Origin of the sequence: Streptomyces sp. NPDC020917, from assembly GCF_044333795.1 — a bacterium.
GTDB lineage: Bacteria > Actinomycetota > Actinomycetes > Streptomycetales > Streptomycetaceae > Actinacidiphila.
This window is the reverse complement of the sequence record NZ_JBIRRR010000007.1, coordinates 191,470-214,412: the sequence shown is the minus strand read 5'-3', so window position 1 is coordinate 214,412 and position 22,943 is coordinate 191,470. Positions and strand designations below refer to the sequence as shown.

19 protein-coding genes and 1 pseudogene are annotated in these 22,943 nt (G+C 72.6%); 13 read left to right on the top strand and 7 right to left on the bottom strand.

All coding sequences use genetic code 11. The annotated features are described in order from the left end of the window. Positions 1 to 40: 40 nt before the first annotated feature. Positions 41 to 847, top strand: a complete 807-nt coding sequence (locus ACH4TG_RS17755) for an SGNH/GDSL hydrolase family protein (protein WP_398243237.1) — start codon at positions 41 to 43, stop codon at positions 845 to 847. 49 nt (positions 848 to 896) lie between these two features. Here the strand turns inward: ACH4TG_RS17755 and ACH4TG_RS17750 are convergent, their stop codons facing one another. Beyond that, positions 897 to 1,370 carry an ATP-binding protein gene (locus ACH4TG_RS17750; protein ID WP_398243236.1) on the bottom strand — a complete coding sequence of 158 codons (474 nt, stop codon included), beginning with the start codon at positions 1,368 to 1,370 and terminating at the stop codon, positions 897 to 899. Positions 1,371 to 1,548: 178 nt separating this feature from the next. Between ACH4TG_RS17750 and ACH4TG_RS17745 the strand changes: the two genes are divergently transcribed. The 4 genes from ACH4TG_RS17745 (at position 1,549) to ACH4TG_RS17730 (ending at position 4,407) form a co-directional block, all read left to right on the top strand. After that, on the top strand, positions 1,549 to 2,376 hold the full coding sequence (locus ACH4TG_RS17745) for a helix-turn-helix domain-containing protein (protein WP_398243235.1): 828 nt from the start codon (positions 1,549 to 1,551) through the stop codon (positions 2,374 to 2,376). A 105-nt stretch (positions 2,377 to 2,481) separates the two neighbouring features. After that, the gene (locus ACH4TG_RS17740) at positions 2,482 to 2,694 is read left to right on the top strand and encodes a DUF397 domain-containing protein (RefSeq protein ID WP_398243455.1); all 213 of its coding nucleotides are present in this window, start codon (positions 2,482 to 2,484) and stop codon (positions 2,692 to 2,694) included. Between the two features lie 100 nt (positions 2,695 to 2,794). Further along, entirely contained in the window at positions 2,795 to 3,604 is an 810-nt protein-coding gene (locus tag ACH4TG_RS17735; RefSeq protein WP_398243234.1) for an SAM-dependent methyltransferase, read from the top strand. After that, a complete protein-coding gene (locus ACH4TG_RS17730) occupies positions 3,601 to 4,407 on the top strand; it encodes an SAM-dependent methyltransferase (protein ID WP_398243233.1) in 807 nt (268 codons plus the stop codon). The genes ACH4TG_RS17735 and ACH4TG_RS17730 overlap by 4 nt, the downstream gene beginning before the upstream one ends. A gap of 22 nt (positions 4,408 to 4,429) precedes the next feature. Here the strand turns inward: ACH4TG_RS17730 and ACH4TG_RS17725 are convergent, their stop codons facing one another. Together ACH4TG_RS17725 and ACH4TG_RS17720 are read right to left on the bottom strand one after the other, a co-directional pair. Beyond that, a complete protein-coding gene (locus ACH4TG_RS17725; protein WP_398243232.1) occupies positions 4,430 to 4,927 on the bottom strand; it encodes a GNAT family N-acetyltransferase in 498 nt (165 codons plus the stop codon). Further along, the gene (locus tag ACH4TG_RS17720) at positions 4,924 to 5,952 is read right to left on the bottom strand and encodes a saccharopine dehydrogenase family protein (RefSeq protein WP_398243231.1); all 1,029 of its coding nucleotides are present in this window, start codon (positions 5,950 to 5,952) and stop codon (positions 4,924 to 4,926) included. The genes ACH4TG_RS17725 and ACH4TG_RS17720 overlap by 4 nt, the downstream gene beginning before the upstream one ends. A 102-nt stretch (positions 5,953 to 6,054) precedes the next feature. Between ACH4TG_RS17720 and ACH4TG_RS17715 the strand changes: the two genes are divergently transcribed. The 5 genes from ACH4TG_RS17715 (at position 6,055) to ACH4TG_RS17695 (ending at position 11,718) form a co-directional block, all read left to right on the top strand. After that, on the top strand, positions 6,055 to 6,315 hold the full coding sequence (locus ACH4TG_RS17715; protein ID WP_398243230.1) for a DUF5302 domain-containing protein: 261 nt from the start codon (positions 6,055 to 6,057) through the stop codon (positions 6,313 to 6,315). 91 nt (positions 6,316 to 6,406) lie between these two features. Continuing rightward, positions 6,407 to 8,428 carry a M3 family metallopeptidase gene (locus ACH4TG_RS17710; RefSeq protein WP_398243228.1) on the top strand — a complete coding sequence of 674 codons (2,022 nt, stop codon included), beginning with the start codon at positions 6,407 to 6,409 and terminating at the stop codon, positions 8,426 to 8,428. A 106-nt stretch (positions 8,429 to 8,534) separates the two neighbouring features. Further along, the gene (locus ACH4TG_RS17705; RefSeq protein ID WP_398243227.1) at positions 8,535 to 9,428 is read left to right on the top strand and encodes a GNAT family N-acetyltransferase; all 894 of its coding nucleotides are present in this window, start codon (positions 8,535 to 8,537) and stop codon (positions 9,426 to 9,428) included. Between the two features lie 68 nt (positions 9,429 to 9,496). Further along, complete coding sequence (locus ACH4TG_RS17700; protein WP_398243226.1) at positions 9,497 to 10,708, top strand: MBL fold metallo-hydrolase; 1,212 nt, start codon at positions 9,497 to 9,499, stop codon at positions 10,706 to 10,708. A gap of 398 nt (positions 10,709 to 11,106) precedes the next feature. Then, the gene (locus ACH4TG_RS17695; protein ID WP_398243225.1) at positions 11,107 to 11,718 is read left to right on the top strand and encodes a dihydrofolate reductase family protein; all 612 of its coding nucleotides are present in this window, start codon (positions 11,107 to 11,109) and stop codon (positions 11,716 to 11,718) included. Between the two features lie 234 nt (positions 11,719 to 11,952). On the opposite strand, the pseudogene ACH4TG_RS17690 reads toward ACH4TG_RS17695, so the two are convergent. Next, a pseudogene (locus ACH4TG_RS17690) lies at positions 11,953 to 12,449 on the bottom strand (HoxN/HupN/NixA family nickel/cobalt transporter); the annotation flags it as partial. Positions 12,450 to 12,794: 345 nt separating this feature from the next. On the opposite strand from ACH4TG_RS17690, the gene ACH4TG_RS17685 reads away from it, so the two are divergent. The 3 genes from ACH4TG_RS17685 (at position 12,795) to ACH4TG_RS17675 (ending at position 18,448) form a co-directional block, all read left to right on the top strand. After that, complete coding sequence (locus tag ACH4TG_RS17685) at positions 12,795 to 14,825, top strand: right-handed parallel beta-helix repeat-containing protein (RefSeq protein ID WP_398243224.1); 2,031 nt, start codon at positions 12,795 to 12,797, stop codon at positions 14,823 to 14,825. Between the two features lie 440 nt (positions 14,826 to 15,265). Then, a complete protein-coding gene (locus tag ACH4TG_RS17680; RefSeq protein WP_398243223.1) occupies positions 15,266 to 16,402 on the top strand; it encodes a ferritin-like protein in 1,137 nt (378 codons plus the stop codon). A gap of 285 nt (positions 16,403 to 16,687) precedes the next feature. Next, positions 16,688 to 18,448, top strand: a complete 1,761-nt coding sequence (locus tag ACH4TG_RS17675) for a cellulose binding domain-containing protein (RefSeq protein WP_398243222.1) — start codon at positions 16,688 to 16,690, stop codon at positions 18,446 to 18,448. A gap of 121 nt (positions 18,449 to 18,569) precedes the next feature. Here the strand turns inward: ACH4TG_RS17675 and ACH4TG_RS17670 are convergent, their stop codons facing one another. The 3 genes from ACH4TG_RS17670 to ACH4TG_RS17660 form a co-directional block, all read right to left on the bottom strand. Next, positions 18,570 to 19,109, bottom strand: coding sequence for a GNAT family N-acetyltransferase (locus ACH4TG_RS17670; RefSeq protein WP_398243221.1), 540 nt, complete (start codon positions 19,107 to 19,109; stop codon positions 18,570 to 18,572). Positions 19,110 to 19,199: 90 nt separating this feature from the next. Beyond that, a complete protein-coding gene (locus ACH4TG_RS17665) occupies positions 19,200 to 19,820 on the bottom strand; it encodes a GNAT family N-acetyltransferase (protein ID WP_398243220.1) in 621 nt (206 codons plus the stop codon). Next, positions 19,817 to 22,780 (bottom strand): glycoside hydrolase family 2 TIM barrel-domain containing protein, encoded by a 2,964-nt coding sequence (locus tag ACH4TG_RS17660; protein WP_398243219.1) that lies wholly within the window; start codon positions 22,778 to 22,780, stop codon positions 19,817 to 19,819. The genes ACH4TG_RS17665 and ACH4TG_RS17660 overlap by 4 nt, the downstream gene beginning before the upstream one ends. Positions 22,781 to 22,943: the final 163 nt, after the last annotated feature.

The window sequence follows — 22,943 nt, the reverse complement described above, 5'->3', positions numbered from 1 at the left end:
GGTCGCGTAGGTCACCTCCGCAGGAGAACAATGACCGGACGTGGCAGACGATTCGCTCAAGAACACCAAAAGCACCATCGGGTCGTACACCGCGGTGGGGGACAGCTTCACCGAAGGCGTGGGGGATCCGGGTCCCGACGGCACCATGGTCGGCTGGGCCGACCGGCTCGCCGTCCTGCTGGCAGGGCGCCGGGCGGCCGAGGGGCCGCCGGGGGAGTTCCGCTACGCCAACCTGGCCGTCCGCGGCCGGCTGCTCGACCAGATCGTCGCCGAGCAGGTCCCGCGGGCCGTCGAACTCGCCCCGGACCTGGTGACGTTCTGCGCCGGCGGCAACGACATCCTGCGGCCGGGCACCGATCCGGACGTGATCGCCGAACGGTTCGAGGCGGCCGTCGCCGACCTCACCGCGGCGGTCGGCACCGTCCTGGTGTGCACCGGCTTCGACACCCGCGGGGTGCCGGTGCTGCGCCATCTGCGGGGGAAGATCGCCACGTACACCGCCCATGTCCGGGCCATCGCCGACCGGTACGACTGCCCGGTGCTCGACCTGTGGTCGCTGCGCGCGGTGCAGGACCGGCGGGCGTGGAGCGAGGACCGGCTGCACCTGTCGCCGGAGGGGCACACCAGGATCGCGCTGCGCGCCGGGCAGGTGCTGGGCCTGGAGGTGCCGGCCGATCCCGACGAGCCGTGGCCGCCGCAGTCGCAGCGCCTGCCGTCGGAGGTCCGGCGGGAGAACATCCAGTGGGCCCGGGAGCACCTGGTGCCGTGGATCGGGCGGCGGCTGCGCGGGGAGTCCTCCGGTGACCACCGCGAGCCCAAGCGCCCCGACCTGCTGCCGCTGGGTTAGTCGTTGCCGGAAGGCCGTTCGGGCGGACCGCGTTCGGGCGGTCCTGAGGTCAACCGGCCTGGCGCTGGCGGGGAGTGCGGCCGGTGGCGAGTTCGGCCCAGACCCTGCGGCCGGGGCCGCTGTCCGCGGGGTCGGACCCCCAGGCCAGCGAGAGCAGGCTGACCAGCAGCAGCCCGCGCCCGCCCTCCTCGTCCTCGCGCGCGTCGCACGGCACCGGGACGCCGGTGCCGCGGCCCTGGTCGGTGACCTCCAGCCGTATGGCGCCGCCGGCGTCCTGCAGCATGCAGGTGATCTTCTCGCTGTGCGTGTGCCGCACCGCGTTGGTGAACAGTTCGGTCACCACCAGCCCGGCGTCGTCCAGCAGTTCGGGGTCCAGGCCCCATTCGGACAGGCGCGCGCGAACCCGCCCACGGGCGTCCGCCACGGACGCGCTCGACGCGGGCAGCCGGAAGACGTCACGGCGGCAGGGGTCGCCGACACCGAGCCGGCGCTCGTGCCGGAGGGTGTCTGGTGAGGAGACCACCCTGACACTATGAGGCTGCCCCCTCACACATGGCAAGGTCCGTTCTGTAATTTGCAGAATCGTGGGGAACACGCTGTTGAAACAGCTGACTGCATGACACACTGCTTGTCAGCCACGGTAGTTGGAGGTTGAAGCAGTGACGGACCCGCGGCCGGGAGGCGCTCCCACGGTCCTGCGCATGGTGCTCGGCAAACGCCTCCAGGATCTCCGGGAGAAGGCCGGGCTCAGCTACGAGCAGGCCGGACAGGCGCTCGACGTCACCCATGCCACCATCCGCCGGATGGAGAAGGCCGAAGTCGGCCTGAAACTGCCCTATGTGGAGAAGCTCCTCACCACCTACGGCATCACCGCGCCCGAGGAGATCGGCGGCTTCCTGGCGCTCGCCCGCGAGGCCAACCGCCCCGGCTGGTGGCACAGTTTCCGCGACGTGCTGCCCGACTGGTTCAGCGCCTTCGTGAGCCTGGAGGGCGAGGCCGCGGTCATCCGCGCCTACGAACCGCACTACGTGCCGGGCCTGTTGCAGACCCCCGACTACGCCGGGGCCGTACTGCGCGCCGGACTGCCGCACGCCACCGCGGACGAGATCGAGCGGCTGGTGGCCCTGCGCGTCGAGCGGCAGAGCCTGCTCACCCGCGCCGAGGGCGCGCCCCTGCTGTGGGTCGTGATGGACGAGACGGTGCTGCGCCGTCCCATCGGCGGCCGCACCGTGATGCGCGAACAACTCGGCGCGCTCATCGAGGCCACCGAACTGCCCAACGTACAACTGCAGGTGATCCCGTTCACCGCCGGACCGCACCCGGCGATGTACGGGCCCTTCCATATCTTCCGGTTCCAGCTCAGGGAACTCCCGGACATCGCCTACTCCGAAAGCCTGGTGGGCGGCGTCTACTTCGACGAACGCGACGACGTGTCCACGTTCCTGGAGGCCCTGGACCGGATGTGCGCGCAGGCAGCGCCCGCACACAGCACCAAAGCCATCCTCGATGGCATGCGCAAGGAGATCTGAACCATGGATCGCTTCAACGACGGCGGCACCGGCATATTCGCCGCCGCCCACCCCGACGACCTCCACGACCCCGCCCGCGGCGGGGCCGACGTCATCTACAACGGCATGCCCGCCGCCGAACTCGGCGCGGACGGCTGGCGGAAGCCCTGGAGCGGCGGCAACGGCGGCAGTTGCGTCGAGGCCAAGAAGCTCAACGACGGCCGGGTGGCGCTGCGCCAGTCCACCGACCCCGACGGCCCGGCGCTGATCTACACCAACCACGAGATCACCACGTTCATCCAGGGCGCCAAGGCCGGCCAGGCGGACTTCCTCCTCTGATGGCCACGACCCAGCGCCCGACCCAGCGCCCGATCCGGCACGCCCGGACCCGCATGCCCCACCTGCCGCAGCAAGCCACGACCCGGACCCGGAGGACGGCGTGACCGACCAGGGATTCACCGCCGACGAGATCGACACCTCCCGGCCGCACCCGGCCCGGATGTACGACTACTTCCTCGGCGGGCGCGACAACTACGAGGTCGACCGCGAGGCCGCCGAGCGCGTGCTGGAGGTCGTCCCCGAGGTCGTCCTCGGCGCCCGGGCCAACCGCGACTTCCTGCGCCGCGCCGTCCGCCACCTGGTGGACAGCGGCGTGCGGCAGATCATCGACATCGGCACCGGCATCCCCACCTCGCCCAACACCCACGAGATCGCGCACGCGGTCGACCCGTCGGTGCGCGTCGCCTACATCGACAACGACCCGATCGTGGCCACCCACGCCGGCGCGCGGCTGCTGGGCACCGGCAACACCGGGTTCTTCCTCGGCGACATGCGCAAGCCGCGCAGCATCCTGGAGCACCCCACGATCGGCGAACTGATCGACGTGCGGCAGCCGGTGGCGCTGATGCTGGTGTCCGTGCTGCACTTCGTCGCCGACCAGGACGACCCCGCCGGCCTGATCGCGGCCTACCGCGAGGCGCTGCCGCCCGGCAGCCACCTGGTCCTCTCGCACGCCACCGGCGACTTCCACGGCGACCGCGCCGACGACGTCGCCGCGGTCTACAAGAAGGCCACCGCCTCCCTCACCCCGCGCACCCACGCCGAGGTGCTCGCCCTCTTCGACGGCTTCGACCTCGTGGAACCGGGCCTGGTCCAGGTCCACGAGTGGCGGCCGGACGAGACCACCCAGGTCCCGGACCGTCCGGTCGGCGTGTACGGCGCGGTCGGCCGGCTGAAGGAGCAGGCATGACCGACCGGGGATTCCCCTCCGAGCAGATCGACACCTCCCGGCCGCACCCGGCCCGGATGTACGACTACTACCTCGGCGGGCGCGACAACTACGAGGTCGACCGGGAAGCGGCCCAGCGGGTCATCGACTTCCTGCCCGACATCATCCCGGCCGCCCGCGCCAACCGGGACTTCCTGGAACGCGCCGTCCGGTACCTGGTGGACGGCGGCGTGCGGCAGATCATCGACATCGGCACCGGCATCCCCACCTCGCCCAACACCCACGAGATCGCCCACTCGATCTCACCGGACGTGCGGGTGGCCTACGTCGACAACGATCCGATCGTGGCCACCCACGCCGGGGCGCGGCTGACCGGCAGCGGGGGCAACACCGGGTTCTTCCTCGCCGACGTCCGCAAGCCCGAGAGCATCCTGGACCACCCCACCCTCGGCGACCTGATCGACTTCGGGCAGCCGGTCGTGCTGATGCTCGTGGCGGTGCTGCACTTCATCAAGGACGACGAGGACCCGGCGGGGATCGTGGCCGCGCTGCGCGACGCCCTGCCGGCCGGCAGCCACCTGGTGCTCTCGCACGCCACCGCCGACTTCCACGCCGCCAGCCTGCCCGAGGTGTTCAAGGTCTACAACAAGGCCACCGCCACGCTGAACACCCGGCCCTACGACGAGGTCCGCGCCCTCTTCGACGGGTTCGAACTGCTCGACCCCGGGCTGGTCCAGGTGCCGATGTGGCGGCCGGCGAGCACCCCTGACCCGGAGGAGGTCAAGCGGATCGGCTTCTACGGCGCGGTCGCCCGCAAGGTCTGACCGCCGCCGGCCGGACCGTCGATCAGGCGCCCGCGCCGACGTCCACGGTCATCAGCGGCAGCGTGCGCCCCGGCACCGAACCGGACGGGGTGCGGCCCACCGTGACCGCGCCCATCCTCCGGTAGAACGCCTCGGCGTTCGGGTCGGCGTCGATGGTGAGCCGGGTGAAGCCGAGGTCCGCGGCCGCCCGCAGGGCGTGCCCGAACAGCAGCCGGCCCACGCCGCGGCCCATCGCGACCGGGTCGACGAACAGCATCCCGATCGCGCCCTGCGGCGGCTCGCCCTCGACGGTGACCACGCCCAGCACCGCGCCGCCGTCGCGGTCCTCCACGACGGCGGTGCGGTGCGCGGCGACCGCGTCCGCGGCGACCGCCAGCTCGTCCCGGCAGGCGGCCATGAACGCCTCGTCGTAGCCCCAGTGCGCCTTGGACCGCAGCACCAGGGCGGTCAGCAGCTCCGCCTCGTCCCGGCGGGCAGGACGCACCAGCAGCCCGCCGGCGGGCCCGGTGACCGCGCTCATCGCAGCGCCTCCATGGTGACCGTCACGCCCTCCAGCGTGCCCGCGAAGTCCGCGCCCAGCGCCATCGAGGGGGTGCGGAAGCCCGCCGGGAGGGAGGGCAGCCGCTCGACGATCCGCAGCACCGAGTCCGCGGTCATGCTGTACGGGTTGGGGCCCGAGAGCGTCGCGGTGACGGTGTTGCCCGCCGCGTCCCTGGCACGGCCCCAGACCTCGCTGCGGGTGCCGCCCAGCGCCCGCTCGCTGGGCCCGCGCACCACCAGCCCGGCCAGCCCCGTCAGCGCCCCGCGCAGCGGCCCCAGCCGCAGCGCCCGGCTGGCCGCCAGCGCCGGCGCGGGCACCGCCGTGTACGTCGTGATGTCCGGGATCCCGGTCGAGTGGTAGGCGGTGCTCACGTCGCCCCACGGCACCGACACCACGGTCCTGGCGCCCGAGGGGAACGCCGCCCGCACCTGCCGGGAGCCCACCGGGACCGTGCGGATCTCCCCGCCGGCCCTGATCCTGCCGCCGTCGGCCGCGCCGGCCAGCGCGGTCCGCGCGGTGCCGGGGCTGGCCCCGCCGCCGACCAGGAACGCCAGGTCCAGCTGCGTGGCGTCCGGCAGCCGGTCGGCCAGCAGCGCGGCCACGCAGTCGGTCGGCACCACGTCGAAGCCCGCGCCGGGCAGCAGCACGATGCCGGCCGCAGCCGCCCGCGGCCCCAGCTCGCACAGCGACTCGAACACGTCGATCTCACCGGTGATGTCGAGGTACGGCGTCGCGGTGTCGACGCACGCCCGCGCCATCGGCAGCGCGGTCCGCACGAACGGCCCCGCGCAGTGCGCGACCGCCTCCACGCCCTTGAGGCCGCGGCGTATCGCGCCCGCGTCGTCCAGGCCGAACACCCGGTGTTCCAGGCCGAGTTCGGCGGCCAGCGGCAGCAACTTGGCGGCGCTGCGACCGGCCAGCACCGGACGCATGCCACGGGCGACGGCGCGGCGTGCGATCAGGCGCCCGGTGTACCCGGTGGCGCCGTACAACAGCCAGGTCATGGATCGGATCCTCCTCGGCGGTGGTGACCGGAACCGTACACGCGCCGTCCGTCCAGGCGATATCGGGTGGGCGGTCGGGCCCGGGCATGCGAGGCTGTTTCCATGACCGACCGAGAGCAACCGGCCGCCGTGCCCGCCGACGGCACCGCCGAGGACACCACCGCGGCCGACCAGTCCGAGACGGCCCCCGAGGCCGCAGCAGCGGGCGAGGACGACGTCAAGCGGAAGTTCCGCGAAGCCCTGGCCCGCAAACAGGGTGCCCGCCACGGCGGCACCGGCGGGGCGGGCCCCGACCAGTCCAAGATCCACGGAGCCCACGGCCGCGCCGGCGGCCCCCGCGAATTCCGCCGCAAGAGCGGCTGACCGAACGGCCGTCCTCCCGCTCCAGGGCGGGAGGACGGCCGCCTTTTAAACGGCTGCGCCGCCCCCAGTGGGTGGGCGTAGGGTCGGAACGGTGACGACGAACCCGTTCCTGAGCCCGAGCACCCTGCCCTACGAGCTGCCGCCCTTCGCGGACATCCGCGACGCGCACTACCTGCCGGCCCTCGAACGCGGAATCGCCGAGCACCTGGCCGAAGTCGAGGCCATCGCCGCGGACCCGGGACCACCGACGTTCGAGAACACCCTCGTCGCCCTGGAGCGCTCCGGCGCCCTCCTCGGACGCGTCACGGCCGCCTTCGCCAACCAGGCGGCCGCCCACGTCACCGACGACGTCCGGGAGATCGAGCCGAAGGTGAGCGCGCTGCTCGCCGAGCACGGCGACGCGATCCACCTCAACGCCGCGCTGTTCGCCCGGATCTCCGCGCTGTACGAGGCCCGCGACACCCTCGGCCTGGACCCGCAGTCGCTGCGCCTGCTGGAGCGCTACCACACCGCCTTCGTCCGTGCCGGCGCACAGCTCTCGCCCGACGAGCGGGAGCGGCTGCGCGACCTCAACGCGCGGATCGCCGCCGCCTGCACCGCCTTCGGCCAGAACACCCTGGCCGCCAGCCGGGACGCCGCCCTGGTGCTCCACGACGTCGCGCAGCTGTCGGGACTGTCGCCCGACGCGATCGCGGCCGCCGCCGAGAACGGCCGCGCCACCGGCCACGACGGCGCGTGGGTGCTGAGCCTGAAGAACTTCTCCAACCAGCCGGAGCTCGCCTCCCTCGACGACCGCGAGGTCCGCCGCCGGCTGCTGACCGCCGCCCTGGACCGCGCCCAGGACACCAACGGCCCGCTCGCCGTCACCATCGCCACCCTGCGCGCCGAACGCGCCGCCCTGCTCGGCTACGACAGCCACGCCGCCTACGTGGTCGCCGACCGCACCGCGGGCAGCACCCAGGCCGTCACCGACCTGCTGGCCCGCCTGGTCCCGCCGGCCGTCGCCAACGCCCAGCGCGAGGCCGAGGCGCTGACCGAACTGGCCGGCCGGCCGGTCGAGGCGTGGGACTGGGCCTACTGGTCCGAGAAGGTGCGCAAGGCCCGCTACGACGTCGACGCAGCAGCCCTGCGCCCCTACTTCGAACTCGAACGCGTCCTGCACGACGGCGTGTTCCGCGCCGCCCGCGAGGTCTACGGCATCACCCTGCGCGAGCGCCACGACCTGCCCGGCTACCACCCCGACGTCCGCCTCTTCGAGGTGTTCGACGCCGACGGCTCGGGCATCGGCCTGTTCCTCGCCGACTTCTACGCACGCGAGTCCAAGCGCGGCGGCGCCTGGATGAACTCCCTCGTGGACCAGTCCGAACTGCTGGGCCGCAAGCCCGTCGTGGTCAACAACCACAACATCGAGCGGCCCGCGGCGGGCGAGCCGACACTGCTGACGTTCACTCAGGTCGACACCCTCTTCCACGAGTTCGGGCACGCGCTGCACGGGCTGTTCTCCGCGGTGCGCTACCCGTTCTTCTCCGGCACCAGCGTGCCCAGCGACTTCGTCGAGTTCCCCTCGCAGGTCAACGAGATGTGGTCGCTGTGGCCGGAGATCCTCGGGGCGTACGCGGTGCACCACCGCACCGGCGAGCCGATGCCCGCCGACGTGGTGACCCGGATGAAGGAGGCGGCGCAGTTCGGGCAGGGCTTCGCGACCGTGGAGTACCTGGCCGCCACGCTCCTGGACTGGGCCTGGCACACCCTGCCGGCCGGCACCGACCCCGGCGACCCGCTGGCCTTCGAGGCCAAGGCCCTCCACGAGGCCGGCCTCGCGCTGCCCGCGATCCCGCCCCGCTACCGCACGACGTACTTCGCGCACGTCTTCAGCAGCCAGTACAGCGCCGGCTACTACTCCTACATCTGGAGCGAGGTGCTCGACGCCGACACCGTCGACTGGTTCCGCTCGCACGGCGGGATGACCCGCGGCAACGGCGACACCTTCCGCCGCGAACTGCTGTCCCGCGGCGGCAGCGTCGACCCCATGGGCGCCGTCGAGGCGGTCCTCGGCCGCCCGCCGCGCGTCGAACCGCTGCTGGCCCGCCGGGGGTTGACCGCCACGGCCTGAGGAACCGCGGCCGGGCGGGGACCGCGGCTCCGCGGCCCCGCCGGGCCCCAGGGAGCGCAGGGAAACACGGATGCGGCCGCGGGCGGCGGTGGGACAGGATGAGGCCATGGGCTGGACACTCGACCACGACCTCGACCGTTTCACCGCCGCGGCCGGCGCCCACCTGCGCTCCCGCGCCGTGGAGAACTCCGTCCTGCTCACCGTGCTCGACACCCTCCAGCGCCGCGGCACCGACGCCTACGGGGCCGAGCCGCCCCTGTTCGGCCACTGGCGGCCCGACGGCGGGGGAGAGGTGGCCGCCGCCGTCCTGCAGACCCCGCCGCACCCGCCGCTGGTGAGCGCGGCCCCGCCCGACGCCGCCGCGGCACTGCCCGGCGCCTGGGCGGCCGCCGTCGCGGCCGGCCGGGCCGGCACCCCGGCCGGCGTGCGCGGCGAGGCCGCGGCGGCCCGCGCCTTCGGCGACGGATGGCGGGCGCGCACCGGCGACACCGTCGCCGTCCGCCGCAACACCCGCTTCCACCGGCTGGCCGGGCTCACCCCGCGCGAGCCCGCACCGCCGGGCGCGGCCCGCGTCGCCGGCCCCGCCGACCGCGACCTGCTGTGGCGCTGGCACCAGGAGTTCGCGGTGAGCGTCGGCGGCATCCTCCCCGGCGGGCAGAAGGCCGTCGACGACGCCATCGCCCACGGCGGCCGCACCCTGTGGGAACGGCCCGACGGGCGCCCGGTCGCGATGGCCGGCTCCACCGTGCCCGCAGCGGGCGCCGTCCGCGTCGTCGCCGTCTACACCCCGCAGGCCCACCGCGGCCGCGGCTACGCGGGCGCCGTCGTCGCCGCGGTCTCCCGCGCCGCCCTGGACGCCGGGGCGAGCGAGGTGCTGCTCGTCACCGACCTCGCCAACCCGGTCAGCAACGGGCTCTACGAGAAACTCGGGTACCGGCCGGTCCGGGACGCGGTGGAACTCGACTTCCTGCCCCGCGAACCGGAGGCCGCCACCGCATAATGGAGGCCGGCGGACAATGGAAGGCGGCGGACACCCCGCCGCCCGGACGACCCCGCCAGGAGGACCCCGTGACCGCCGCAGGCCGACCGCCCTCCCGCCTCGTACGGCTGCGCCCCGCGCCGTTCGGAGCGGACCCCACGGGAGCGCGGCTGGAACGCATCCTGACGTCGCCGAACTACGCCGACGGCGCCTTCGTGAACCCGGTGGGCGCACGCAGCGTGCCCACCGGGGGCCTGATCAAGTCGATTCCGGCGAACATGCGCAAGCAGGCCCGGCTCGCCCGCAAGCCCGCCCGCCCGATCCCGGTGCACCCCACCACGCTCGCCGACCTCGCCCGGCCCGCCGCCTCGGGACTGCGCCTCACATGGATGGGGCACTCGTCGGTGCTCGCCGAGATCGGCGACCGCCGGGTGCTGTTCGACCCCGTGTGGGGCGAGCGCTGCTCCCCCTTCTCGTTCATCGGGCCGCGGCGCGTGCACCCCGCCCCGGTGCCGGTGGAGTCGCTCACCGGACTCGACGTCGTCGTCATCTCGCACGACCACTACGACCATCTGGACATGCCCACGATCAAGGCGCTGGTGCGCAGCGACGTGGTGTTCGCCGTCCCGCTGGGCGTCGGCAGCCACCTGGAGTACTGGGGCGTCCCGCCGGAGCGGCTGCGCGAGCTGGACTGGAACGAGTCCACCGAGGTCGCCGGCCTCACCCTGACCGCCACCCCCGCCCGGCACTTCTGCGGGCGCGGCCTGCGCGGCCGCCAGCAGACCCTGTGGGCGTCCTGGGCCGTCACCGACGGCACCCACCGCGTCTACCACAGCGGCGACACCGGCTACTTCCCCGGCTTCGCCGACATCGGCGCCCAGCACGGCCCGTTCGACGCCACGATGATCCAGATCGGTGCCTATTCCGAGCACTGGCCCGACATCCACATGACCCCCGCCGAGGGCATGCAGGCCCACGTCGACCTGTCCGGCGGCACCCCGGCCGGCGTCATGATGCCGATCCACTGGGGCACCTTCAACCTCGCGCCGCACGCCTGGTCCGACCCCGCCGAGGGCACCGTCGCCGCGGCCCGCGCGCACGGCGCCGCGATCGCCACCCCGCGCGTCGGCCGCCCCTTCGAACCGGCCGACCCGCAGCCGGACGACTGGTGGTGGCGCGAGTGCGCGGTCCTCCCCGAGGGCGGCTGGGCCGACCACCCGCCGCTGCGCCCCGTGCCCGGCACGGACGGGACCGGCGACGGCCTCCCCGACCCCACCCGCTCCCCGGTCGCCCCCAACTGACCGCGGGTACAGCCCTCGTGACCCCGGCGGCTGTCCGGTGCCCCGGCCGGATTGCCGGCCGGGGCCGGCCGTTGCGGCGCCGCCGGGCCGGGTGTCCGCTGCTCACCGTGCGGCGGCGCTCCGCCGCACCGGAACGAGCCGAGGAGACCGCCCGCAAGGTCCAGCTCGTCACGTGCCCGGGCGGCAACTCCCAGCAGTGGAAGCTCTCTTCCCGACCGTCCGATGCCTCGTGAGTGCTGAGGGTCCGAACTGTCCCCGGCGCTCACGAGGCCGCCAGGGCCGGCAGGGTCCGGACCGGTGAGTTCCCGCGCGCCACGGCGTCAAAGCCAAGGGGACGATCCCGCCTCCCGCAGAATCGGTCGTCGAGGCCGAAGAGGTCGACGAGGGAGTGGTGCGCGATGAAGCTGGTGGTGCAGGAGTTCCTGACGCTCGACGGTGTCTCCCAGGGGCCGGGGTCCCCGGACGAGGACACCAGCGACGGGTTCACCGGGGGCGGCTGGTTCGTGCCGCACCTGGACGACGAGTTCGAGCGGCTGGCCGGTGTCTGGCTCACCCAGGCGGACGCGTTCCTGTTCGGCCGCCGCACGTACGAGAACTTCGCGCGGGACTGGCCGACGATGACCGACCACCCCGCCGCGCGCTTCCTCAACAGGCTGCCCAAGTTCGTGGCCTCCCACAGCCTGACCAAGGCGGAGTGGAATCCGACCACGATCCTGTCGGGCGACGTGTCCGCCCAGGTCGCCGAGCTGAAGCGGCAGCCCGGCCGGGAACTGCACCTCCACGGCAGCGCACAGCTGGCCCAGTCCCTGCTGGCCGCCGGGCTGATCGACACCTTCCGGCTGGTGATCGCCCCGGTCGTGCTGGGCCAGGGCCGGCGCCTGTTCCCCGACGGCGGCGCACCGGTCGGCCTGCGCCTCGTCGACCACCGCACGACCCCCGGCGGCCTGTCGGTGCACACCTTCGACTCGACCGGCCGTCCGCAGCACGGGACCTACGGGGCCGGAGGGTGACGCCCGCCCGCCCCCGGCGCAGGGCCTGTTCGGTGGGCGCCTGCCCCCAAGGATTCAGGCGCCGCCAGAGGCCAGAGCCCACCCCTCCATGGCGTCAGGTTGAGACTGCACCAGGCCCTGCATGAGATGCGCTGCCTCAGCGGGGCTTGTTCCGAGGGCAATCGACGGCCTTGTCCGCCAGCGGACCACGGCCCGATCGAGCCGTCAATCGCGACGCTTGCCGGCATTTCACCCGGGTCGTACGAGAATGCGACACGCGTTCAGTCCGGCGGCGCCGCTGCCGGCCATGACCATGAGCGTGACCTCGGTGGCGGTATCGAAGCCGAAGCCGAACAGGAACCGATCGGGTACATCTGGCCGGGCCGGGTGATGGACTTCGTCAGGCGGCCGAGGATGCGGTTCATGAAGCCCCGCGAGTCGAGGTGCGCCTCCAACCCGGCCTCGTCGTAGCGTCCGGCGCGCATGGCGGTGAAGACGCGCAGGATCCCGACGAGCGCGATGAGGTTGAGCGCCGCGATGACGTAGAGGAACGTCCCGGAGACGGTGACGCTGATGACCCCGAGGGTCTGGTGGGTGCCGGAGCCCCGGTCGGTCAGGGTGTTGGCGAGGAGCGCGTCGCCGGCGACCAGTGCGGCGAGCAGGACCACCACGCTGGGGTGGCCGAGGGCGAACCAGAAGCCATTGGTGATCGACTCCAGGATCCGGCCGACGCCGTCCGCGCAGCGCCGACGCGGGATCGGCCCCGCGTCGTCCACCTCGATCTTGTCGAGACGGCCCAGCAGCCGGGGTCTCTACGACCGTGCGGGCCCAGGTCAGGGCGCTGAGGGTGGTGGCGCCTGGCCGGTCGCGGGTCACGCCGGGCCCGGTGGCGTAGCGGTGTGCTGTCAGCAGGCAGTCCGCGAGGAGGATGCCGTGCTGCTGGGCGTGGATGGAGGCTTTCCCGCGTCCACCGTGGGGGCGACTCAGGCCGACGGGCGCCCTCGCGTCGCGATCCCACCGGTGGAGACCGTGTTACCTTTCCTTACTCTCTGCTACGAACAACTACGTAGTGTGACTACGTCGGAAGGTGTCCCTCGATGAAGACACGATGGCCGGCCTACTGGCTGGCGGCCTTGCTCGGCGGGGCGGGCCCAGTGCTGGGAGTCGCACCTCCGGCGGTCGCCGCGACCGTCATCAACGTCGCAGCCACCGGGAACGACACGCCGGGGTGCGGCTCGGCCGCCGTGCCCTGTGCGTCCGTTCCGTTCGCCTACAACGAGGCGGCGCCCGGAGACACCATCAGGGTGCAGGCCGGCACCTACGTCATGACCTCTCCCCTGGTCATCCGGAAGGCCGACCTGCATCTCGAGGGTGCCCAGGCCGGAGTGGACGCCCGCACCCGCACTCCCGGCGGCCAGGGTGAGACGGTCATCACGACCACGCTCAACACCCCGATCCAGGAGGACATGTGGATCGCGCAGGCCAACGGGGTGTCGATCGACGGTTTCACCTTCACCGGGAACGCCGACGGTGCGGGGGTGACCACCAGCGAGAATTTCAGCGGCTACGCGGTCGAGAACGACATCTTCTCGAACAACCTCAAGGGATTCGCCCCGTCTTCCAACGGTGCGATCCCCTCGGTCTTCGAGCAGAACCTGTTCATCGGCAACAACAACGCCACCCTCCATCCCGGGGCGCAGGGCAACGGGGTCTTCACCTATCGGCCGCTGGCGAACGCGACGTTCGCGCACAGCACGTTCCAGGACAACGGCAACGCACCGATCAACATCGCCGGCGGTGAAGTCCCGGGGGCGACGAGGAACATCACCATCGCGGACAACGACATGGACGGCGAGTTCCCGGTCACGCTCGTCGTCGTCTCGGACGCGGTCGTCACCCGGAACAGCATGATCGGCGGCTGGAGCGGTGTCCAGGTGTCCGGCGCCTGTCACGACATCGAGATCACGCACAACACGATCGCCGACAAGACCCGCGGCGGCGTTCTGCTCTTCACCGGCTTCGCCGCGGTGACGAACACCGACATCACGATCGCGGACAACACCATGGAGCGGACCGGAACGTTCACCGACCGGTTCGGCGTGGAAATCTCCAACAGCAGTGGCGTCACCGTGCTGCGCAACCGCATCGTCGACTCCGGTCACGACGCCATCGGCTTCACCCCGCGCGGTCAGGAAACACCCAGCTCGGATACCACCATCACGCAGAACACCATCACCGGGTCGGGTGGCTCCGGCGTCTTCGTTGCGCAGGGCGCCTACTCCGGGCCGATGACGGTCCAGTACAACCGGATCGTCGACAGCGGCTCCGGGCAGGGCCTGGTCGACGACGACCCGGCCGCGGACATCGATGCGCGGTACAACTGGTGGGGCTGCAACGACATGCCGAACGGGGGCGGCTGCGACCACGTGGCCGGGACGGCGGACGGCCAGGTCGAATTCCAGCCCTGGCTGGTCCTGACGATCCACTCCGAGCCCGCCGGGATCGCAGCCGGACAGCAGGCACAGATCACCGCCAGCCTGCAGAACGACTCCAGTGGGAACTCGCCGGTCGGACCTTTCTTCCACCAGGTGCTGACCACGTTCACCGCCGATCCGGGCACCCTGGCACCTGATCAGGTGATCACCGACGCGTCGCTGCACGCCACCACCACGTGGCCCGCCGGCCAGCCCCGGCCCGAGTTGATCTGCGCCACGGTCGACCACGAGACGGTGTGTCTGAACTTCGAAGTCAGCGGCGGCTCGATCATCTCGAAGGTCATCGACAAGAAGACGCGCAACCCCGTCGGGGGCGCCGAAGTGAGGATCACCGACACCGCCGACGACACGGTGGGCACCTGCACCACCGACGCCAACGGCACCTGCGACGTCGAGGACCTGCCCCCCGGCACGTACGGAGTCTGCATCGTCGGCGTCCCCGACGGCTACGCCCTGCCCAGGAAGCCCTGCATCAGCCCGGTGATCGTCGAGGAACACGTGGAGACCCAGGTCACCTTCGTTCTGCGGGAGGAACAGGGCAAGGACCACGGCAACCGCCCCGGCAAGCGTCCGTGCAAAGACCCCGGCAAGCGTCCAGGTGGCAAGACCAATCCCAAGGGTGGTGCCTGGTAAGGGCATTCAAGCCTGTTCCTGAACTCTGAATCAGCAGGTCAAGAGCCGCCGGTTCGGAAGGGGACCTTGCACAAGCGTTCGGGGAACGGTCACGGTGACCGTTCCCCGAACGGAAGTCTGCTGTCCAGGCCACTCGAAGGCACCCTGCGCTGCGTCCAGAATCGCGCCCGCCTCCTCCGCGCCCTCTGCGAACCGACCGCGTCCTACCAGGGCCTATTGACCTCCCGGCGGCAGCCGGATCACCTGCTTTTGTCTCCGGTCATCGCCTATGAGGGCGGTTCGGCCTCGGGGGAACGTCCGCCGACCGGGTGGCCACCGGTGCCTAAGGGTGCGTGCTCGCGGAAGCACGGGCCGCCGGCTGCTAGCTTCGCGAACGGTCGGGCCGGGCCTCCACGACCGGCGGCCACCGGCCGGATCCCCGACCGCGCGCGGAGGCGACCATGACGGGCATCAGCGCAGGCGGCGGTGACCGGGCGTCGTTCCGGCGCCGGTCGCTGCTGGCATCGGCCGCCGCGGCGGCCGTCGGCCCACTGAACCCCGTGATGCGGGCGGCCGCGGCGCCGGGCGGCACACCGGTTTCCGCGGACGGCGCCGGATCAGTGGTCCGGCTCCTCGCGGTCGCCGGGGGCGACCGCGACCTCGACTGGATCAAGACGGCTCTGCAGATCGCGGTGGAGCTCGAACTGTCCACCCTCCCGCCGTACCTGTGCGCCTGGTGGTCGGTGAAGGACCGCACCGGCCAGGCAGCACGGCTGATCCGGCGCATCGTCGACGACGAGATGTACCACCTCGGCGTCGTCTGCAACCTGCTGGTCGCCGTGGGCGGCCGGCCCCGGATCAAGGATGCGGCACCGGTCTACCCCGGGCCTCTGCCCGGCGGCGTACGCGCCGGGTTGACGGTGTACCTGTCGGGCCTGACGAGGGCCTTCGTGCACGATGTGCTGATGGCCATCGAAGCCCCCGAGACCCCGCTGGCCCGAAGCGGCGAAGGCCCGCCCACGATCGGCGCCTTCTACGGCGAGCTGCTCAACGCGTTCCAGGCCACCGCTCCGGCCCTGTCGGCGGACCGTCAGCTCGCCGAGCGCATCGGGACCCACGATCTCGAGCCGGTGCGGAGCCTGGACGACGTCGAGCGAGCCCTCGAGGCCGTGAAGGAGCAGGGCGAGGGCACCAGTAGTTCGCCCTCCGACACGTTCGGGGACGACCAGCCGGCGCACTACTACGCGTTCGGCGAGATCTACCACGGCTGCTCTCTCCAGCAGACCGCCGGCGGCTGGGAGTTCACCGGCGCCCCCATCCCCTTCCCCGACGCCCGCCCCATGGCCCCTGCCCCGTCCGGCGGCTGGACCGGAACGTCGGCACACGTCACCCAGCTCCTGAGCCAGTTCGACACCACCTACCACTCCGTCCTCGACTCCCTGGAGACCGCGTGGTCCGGTGGTGGGCAGCGCAGCCTGGACGCCGCGATCCATGCCATGCGCGGGCTGGAGCCCACCGCCGTCGAGTTGATGACGATTCCGATCCCGAACGCCTCCGGCACCTATGGCCCGCTCTTCCGCCCGCCCGTGGCGCCATGAGCGAGCGGCGCCCCTGACTGACGGGCGAGGGCCTCGACGCCGGCCGGCATGTGCGTCCCGCTGGGCTGCGGGGTGCGCGGCTGAAGGGGGGAAAGCGGCCAACTTGGCCCGGGACGGCCGACGTTGTTGTCACGGGTGGGAGGCATCTCTAGTATGGGAGCGCTCCCATGCGCCTGGGAGCGCGTGCGCCTTCCCCCCACATGCCGCGCACCGGCAGACCTCGGACCCGTGCCCTCGGGCAGGGAGCCGCGTCCGCTTGTGCGCGCAGGTCTCTGGAGGACCTCCATGCGCTTCCGCCGCTACCGGCCCCGGGCGTGGGCCGTCGCCGTCTTCGTGGCCGTCGCCGGCCTGGCGACCACCGCACTCGCCCCCCACCAGACGCTCACCGCCCACCCCTCCGTTTCCGGCGTCCGGGCCGTCGACGCCGCCCAGGCACAGCCCGCCGCCGAGGACGACGGCGCCGACTGCGCCGTGCCGGCGCCCGGCGCCCTGACGTCCGACGCGCTGCTGCCCGACCCGTTCAAGCGGATCGACGGCACCCGCATCACCACCAAGGCCGACTGGCGCTGCCGCCGCGAGGAGATCAAGCAGCTGTCCGAGCGCTACGTCTACGGCAGCAAGCCGGCGAAGCCGGCGGGTGTCACCGGGACCGTCACCCGGACCGGCATCACCGTCAACGTCTCCGACCAGGGCCGCAGTTCGAGCTTCTCCGCGACCGTGGACCTGCCGAGCGGCACCGGTCCCTTCCCGGCCGTCATCGTGATCGGCGGCCTCGGCGCCGACACCGCCACCATCAAGGCCTCCGGGGTCGCCGTCGTCAGCCTCGACCCCAACACGGTCGGCAGCGAGGGCACCCCGCGCAGCAGCAAGCAGGGCGCCTTCTACAGCATCTACGGCTCGTCCAGCAGCACCGGCCTGCTGATGGCCTGGTCGTGGGGCGTCAGCCGGATCCTCGACGTCATCGGGCAGTCCGACGGCAGCATCCTGCGGGCCGACGCCATGGGCGTCACCGGATGCTCGCGGTACGGCAAGGGCGCCATCGTGGCCGGGGCGTTCGACCAGCGGATCGCGCTGACCATGCCGATCGAGTCGGGCAGCGGCGGCGTGCCGGTCCTCCGCGGCATCGCGGGGGAGAGCGGCGCCCAGCCGCTGAGCAGCGCCTACTCCGAACAGCCTTGGCTGGGCGACGCGTTCAGCTCCTTCACCGGCAACCCGAGCACCCTGCCGGTGGACATGCACGAGATCGTCGGCATGGTCGCCCCGCGCGGGCTGCTCATCATGGAGAACCCGCACGTCGACTGGCTGGGCGCCAGGTCCGGCAGCGTGTCGGCGCTCGGCGCGGCCGAGATCTACACCGCCCTCGGTGCCGGCGGCAACATCACGTACTGGTCCGACGTCCAGGACGGCACGCACTGCGCGGTGCGGCCGGAGTGGAAGACGCCGCTGCAGCAGAACCTCGCCAAGTTCCTGCTGAAGACCGGCGGTTCGTCCGGCGGCTTCCACATCTCCCCGCTGAAGGCCGGCAGCCTCGCCGCCTGGCGGGACTGGCAGACCCCGACCCTCACCGACTCGGGCACCACCAACGGCGGCACGTCGACGGGGACGACGACCGGGACCACGTCCGGCACGACCAGCGGCGGCACGTCAACCGGCACCACGTCGGGCACGACCAACGGCGGTACGTCCACCGGGACCTCGTCCGGGACCACGTCCGGCGGCAGCACCGGCGGGACCGGGGGCCCGGGCACCTGCACCGCCACCTACACCACGGTGAGCAGCTGGGCCGGCGGCTACCAGGGCGAGGTGGCGGTCAAGGACACCGGCAGCACCGCGCTCAGCACCTGGAACGTGGGCCTCACGCTGCCCTCGGGCCAGAGCGTCGGCAATCTGTGGAACGGCGTGAACACCGGCACCACCGGCAGCATCACCGTGCGCAACGCCGACTACAACGGCGCCCTCACCCCCGGCGCCTCCACCACCTTCGGGTTCGTCGTCAACGCCTCGTCCGCGACGCCGCCGGCCGGCCTCACCTGCGCGGGCTCCTGACCGTCCGCAGGAGCCCGTACGGCACCCGTTCCGCCGCGGAGGCGCGCCCCGCCCCCGCAGCGGGACGGGTGCCGGTCAGCACGTCCCGTGGCCCACGCAGGCGGGGAACCCGCCAGGACCCTCAGACCGCGGGAAGGGACGGATCGGGTGTCCAGGGGCTCGGCGCGGTGAGGGCCCAGCGCTCGTGGTCGTGCCAGGCCCCGTCGATGTAGAGGTAGGCGGGCGAGACGCCTTCGTAAGCGAAGCCCAGGCGCTGGACCAGCGCCAGGGACGCCTTGTTCGCCGGCCGGATGCTCGCCTCCAGCCGGTGGAGGTGGAGCTCACCGAAGGCGTACTCGACGGTGGCGGCGACCCCCTCGGTCATGTAGCCCTGCCCCGCGGACGGGACGAAGGCCGCATAGCCGAGGGACGCGCCCTGGTAGCGGCCCCGGATGATCGAGTTGATGTTGACCGTGCCGGCGGCCGCGCCGGTCTCCCGGACGCGGATAAGGAAGCCCAGGTTGGTGCCGTCGTCGAAGCGGCGCATCCAGGACTGGAACGCCTCCGCGGTCTCCGGCAGCCGCATCGGCGTGTGCAGCTCGGCGCTGGCCCGCACGAGCGAGCAGAACTCGTCCTGGTCGGCGAGGGTGAGCGGGTGCAGTTCGACTCGTGACGGCTTCATGTGCATGCGGCAACGTTAGGGCCCGGGCCTCCCGGCAACGCCCCCGCCCCCGGGCCACGGCCTTCGGCCTCGGGGGCGTGAGCGGGATCTCTAGGCCGTCGCCTTGCCCAGGTAGGTGAGGACCCCCGGGTCCGTCACCGGGATCTCGTGGAAGCCCAGCCGGTCGTAGAAGGCCCTGGCCGGGGTGTTGACGGTCAGCATGCCCAAGTGCACGGCGGGGACGCCCTTTCGGGCCAGTGCCGCGAGGAACGCCTCCATCAGCGCCCGCCCGTGGCCGCCGCGCTGGAAGTCCGGGAGCACGTCGATGTGCAAGTGCGCCGGATACGCGGCGAGTTCGGACAGCACCAACCGCTCGGGGGTGTGCAGCAGCCAGGCCATCACCTCGGTGGACGTCGCCGGCTCGCCGTCCGGTGCGGGCCAGCGGTCCGCGACGCCGGGCAGCCACTCGTCCCTGAACCGCTTGACGAAGGCGGCCGTGTCGCCGGTCCCCAGCACGTAGCCGACGGCGTTGCCCTGCCCGTCGTCGAGGACGAACGTCAGGTCCGGCTCCAGCATCGCGTAGGGCGCGGCGAAGATCGCGCCGACCAACTCCCGGTCCTGCGCCGGGTACTGGCCGGTGGCGTCCTGCCCGGCGTCGGCGGTGCGCAGGCAGATGTCGTACAGGGCCGGCAGGTCCGCCGGCCGGTAGGGGCGAACGGAGGGGCTGGTCACGAGTGCTCCGGACGGTTCGGGCCGGGCGGGGTCGGGCCACCCAGCATCGTGAAGGTGAAGGAGAAGGCGGCCGGGGCGGCCGCCAGCCGGAAGTCCGGCAGGACCTCGGGTCCGCAGGCGTGGCTGCCGACACCGTGGACCGCGTGGTCCAGGTGCAGCCACAACGTGCGCCCGCGGACGAGTTCGTGGGTGTGCTGCGCGGCGTCCAGCTCCTGGGTGCTCCACGGCCGCGCCGTGAGCCAGAACGACGGCGTGCCGTCCACGCGCAGGCCCGTGCCGTCGTCGCGGCGCAGTTCGGCCCAGCGCACGTCCGCCCGCGCGCCGTTCTCCTGCGGCCGCACGTACGGGGTCTGCAGGGCGTCCACCGTCGAGCGGTAGCGGCCGATGCGGGAGGCGGCCCGGGTGTCGGTGTACGCCTCGCCGGGGCCGCCGCCGTACCACTCGACCTCGTCCATCGTCGGGCACACGCCCATGCGCAGGCCCAGCCGGGGGAGCGGCAGCGTCCATGTGCCCTCCGGTGTCACCTCGACGTCCACGGTGAGGCGGTCCCCGGTCGCCGACCAGGTGTACACGGTGTGCAGCGCGAGGTCGGAGGCCGCGGGGGCGACCCGGGTGGCGACGGTCAGCGCGTCCCCGCCGACAGCCACCCGCACCACCCGGTGCTGCATCCGGTGCAGCCCCAACCGGCGCCACTGGCTTTCCAGTTGGCCTTGCGGGTACCAGTCCATGCCGCGGTCGTTGTCGATCGGGGCGCGCCACACGTCCAGCGCGGGGCCGGTGATCTGCAGGCCGTTGACGTAGCGCAGGACTCCGGTCGCCGCGTCGAACACGCCCGGGCCGAGGACGACCATGCCGCCCTCGGCCAGCCGCGGGGAGCGCGGCTTCCCGCGCGGGGCGAACTGCCGTCCGTGCGGCTCGGGGTCGGCCGCGAACTGCGTCCAGGCGATCTCGTGCCCGGCGGGCGCCCACGCGGTGTCCTCGGCGAGCACCGCCCGCACCGTCCAGAACCCCTCGCCGCCGCCCGGCGTCCGGGGTACCGGCGGCAGTTCCAGCACCGCGCTCTGCCCCGGCGGCAGTTCTGGCACCTTCAGCCGCCCCTTGTCCACGGCCCGGCCCGCCTCCTCGTAGACCCAGCGGAACGCCAGGGCCGAAAGGTCCGCGAAGTCATGGAGGTTGGTGACCGTCACCGTGCCGGCCACCGGGTCGCCCTCGATGCGCACCGGTTCGACGACCTTCTTCAGCTCCAGCAGACCCGGCGAGGGCGTGCGGTCGGGGAACAGCAGGCCGTCGCACACGAAGTTGCCGTCGTGCACCTCCTCGCCGAAGTCCCCGCCGTACGCGAAGTACGCCGTGCCGTCCGCGGTCCTGCGCCGCAGCCCGTGGTCGATCCACTCCCACACGAAGCCGCCCTGGCACCGCTCGTGCGCGTGGAAGATCTCCTGGTACTCGGTCAGGCCGCCGGGGCCGTTGCCCATCGCGTGCGCGTACTCGCAGAGCAGGAACGGCATCGCCCGCCGGCGCGCGTCCGACGCGGCGTCCTCCAGCGGGGGTTCGGCGCGCCGGCCGATCAGCTCGCACTCGGCGTGGTCGGCGTACATCCGCGAGTACACGTCCACGTCCGCGCTCGACAGGTCGCCCTCGTAGTGCAGGGGGCGGGCGGCGTCCCGCTCCCGGATCCACGACGCCATCGCCGACAGGCCCCGGCCGGTGCCGCACTCGTTGCCCAGCGACCACATGATCACCGACGGGTGGTTCTTGTCCCGCTCGACCATCCGCGCCGCCCGGTCCAGCAGCGCAGGCGTCCACCGCTCGTCGTCCACCGGGTTGCCGCGCCAGCCCACCTCCTCGAAGCCGTGCGTCTCCAGGTCGCACTCGTCGACGACCCACAGCCCCAGCTCGTCGCACATCTCCAGGAACGCCGGATGCGGCGGATAGTGGCTGGTCCGCACGGCGTTGAGGTTGTGCCGCTTCATCAGCAGCACGTCGCGGCGCATCGTCTCCAGGTCCACGGCCCGGCCGTGGTCCGGGTCGAACTCGTGCCGGTTGACGCCGCGCAGCAGGATCCGGCGGCCGTTGACCTTCAGCACGCCGTCCTCGACGGCCACCGTGCGGAAGCCGATCCGCAACGGGATCCGCTCGCCCTCGGTCGCCAACTCCGCGTCGTACAACCGCGGTTCCTCCGCCGACCACGGCTCCACCGGGACGATCACCGGCTCACCGGTCGGGATGTCCAGGCCCAACTCCGGGACCGTGACCGTGCCCTGCGGCTCGCAGTCCACCCGCAGCGTGCCCAGGCCCGTGGTGTGGTCGTACCCGCAGTGCACGAAGAAGTCGGTGACCGCGCCCTCGGGCCGCTCGATCAGCGTGACATCCCGGAAGATCCCGGGCAGCCACCACATGTCCTGGTCCTCCAGGTAACTGCCCGACGACCACTGGTGGACCCGCACCGCCAGCACGTTGCCGCGCGGCCGCAGCACGTCCCCGACCTCGAACTCCGTCGGCAGCCTGCTGCCCTTGAACACCCCGAGTTCCTCGCCGTTCAGCCACACCCGGGCGCACGACTCCACGCCGTCGAAGCGCAGCACCGCCGCGCCGCCCGGCCAGTCGTCCGGCAGGTCGAAGTGGCGCAGGTGGTCGCCGGTCGGGTTCCCGGTCGGCACGTGCGGCGGATCAACAGGGAACGGGTAGCGGACGTTGGTGTAGGCGGGGCGCCCGTGGCCCTGCAGCGGCCAGTGGCACGGCACCGGCAGCACGTCCCAGCGGGACGCCTCGAAGCCCGGGCGGGCGAACGACTCGTCCTCCGCGGTCGCGCTCGCCGACAGCCGGAACCGCCACGCACCCCCGAGGTTCAACCGCCGCGCGTCCGACGACGCCCACCAGGCCCGCGGAGGGAGCGCTCCCGAACCGGGCGACGGATCCTCGTAGTAGGGGAGTGGCCCGGCGTCCGCCGCCTCGTGCATCGTTGCTGCTCCTCGGATCCTCGCGCAGGCCCGCACCGAGCCCGGGGTGAGGTGAACGTGGTGGTCTGATGTTCGCGTGAACGATTCTGCTCAGGAGGCGGGCCCCGCCGCTAGGCCCCCCGATCAAGGATGTCCATTTCCTTACCGGGGGCCGTCGACCGGG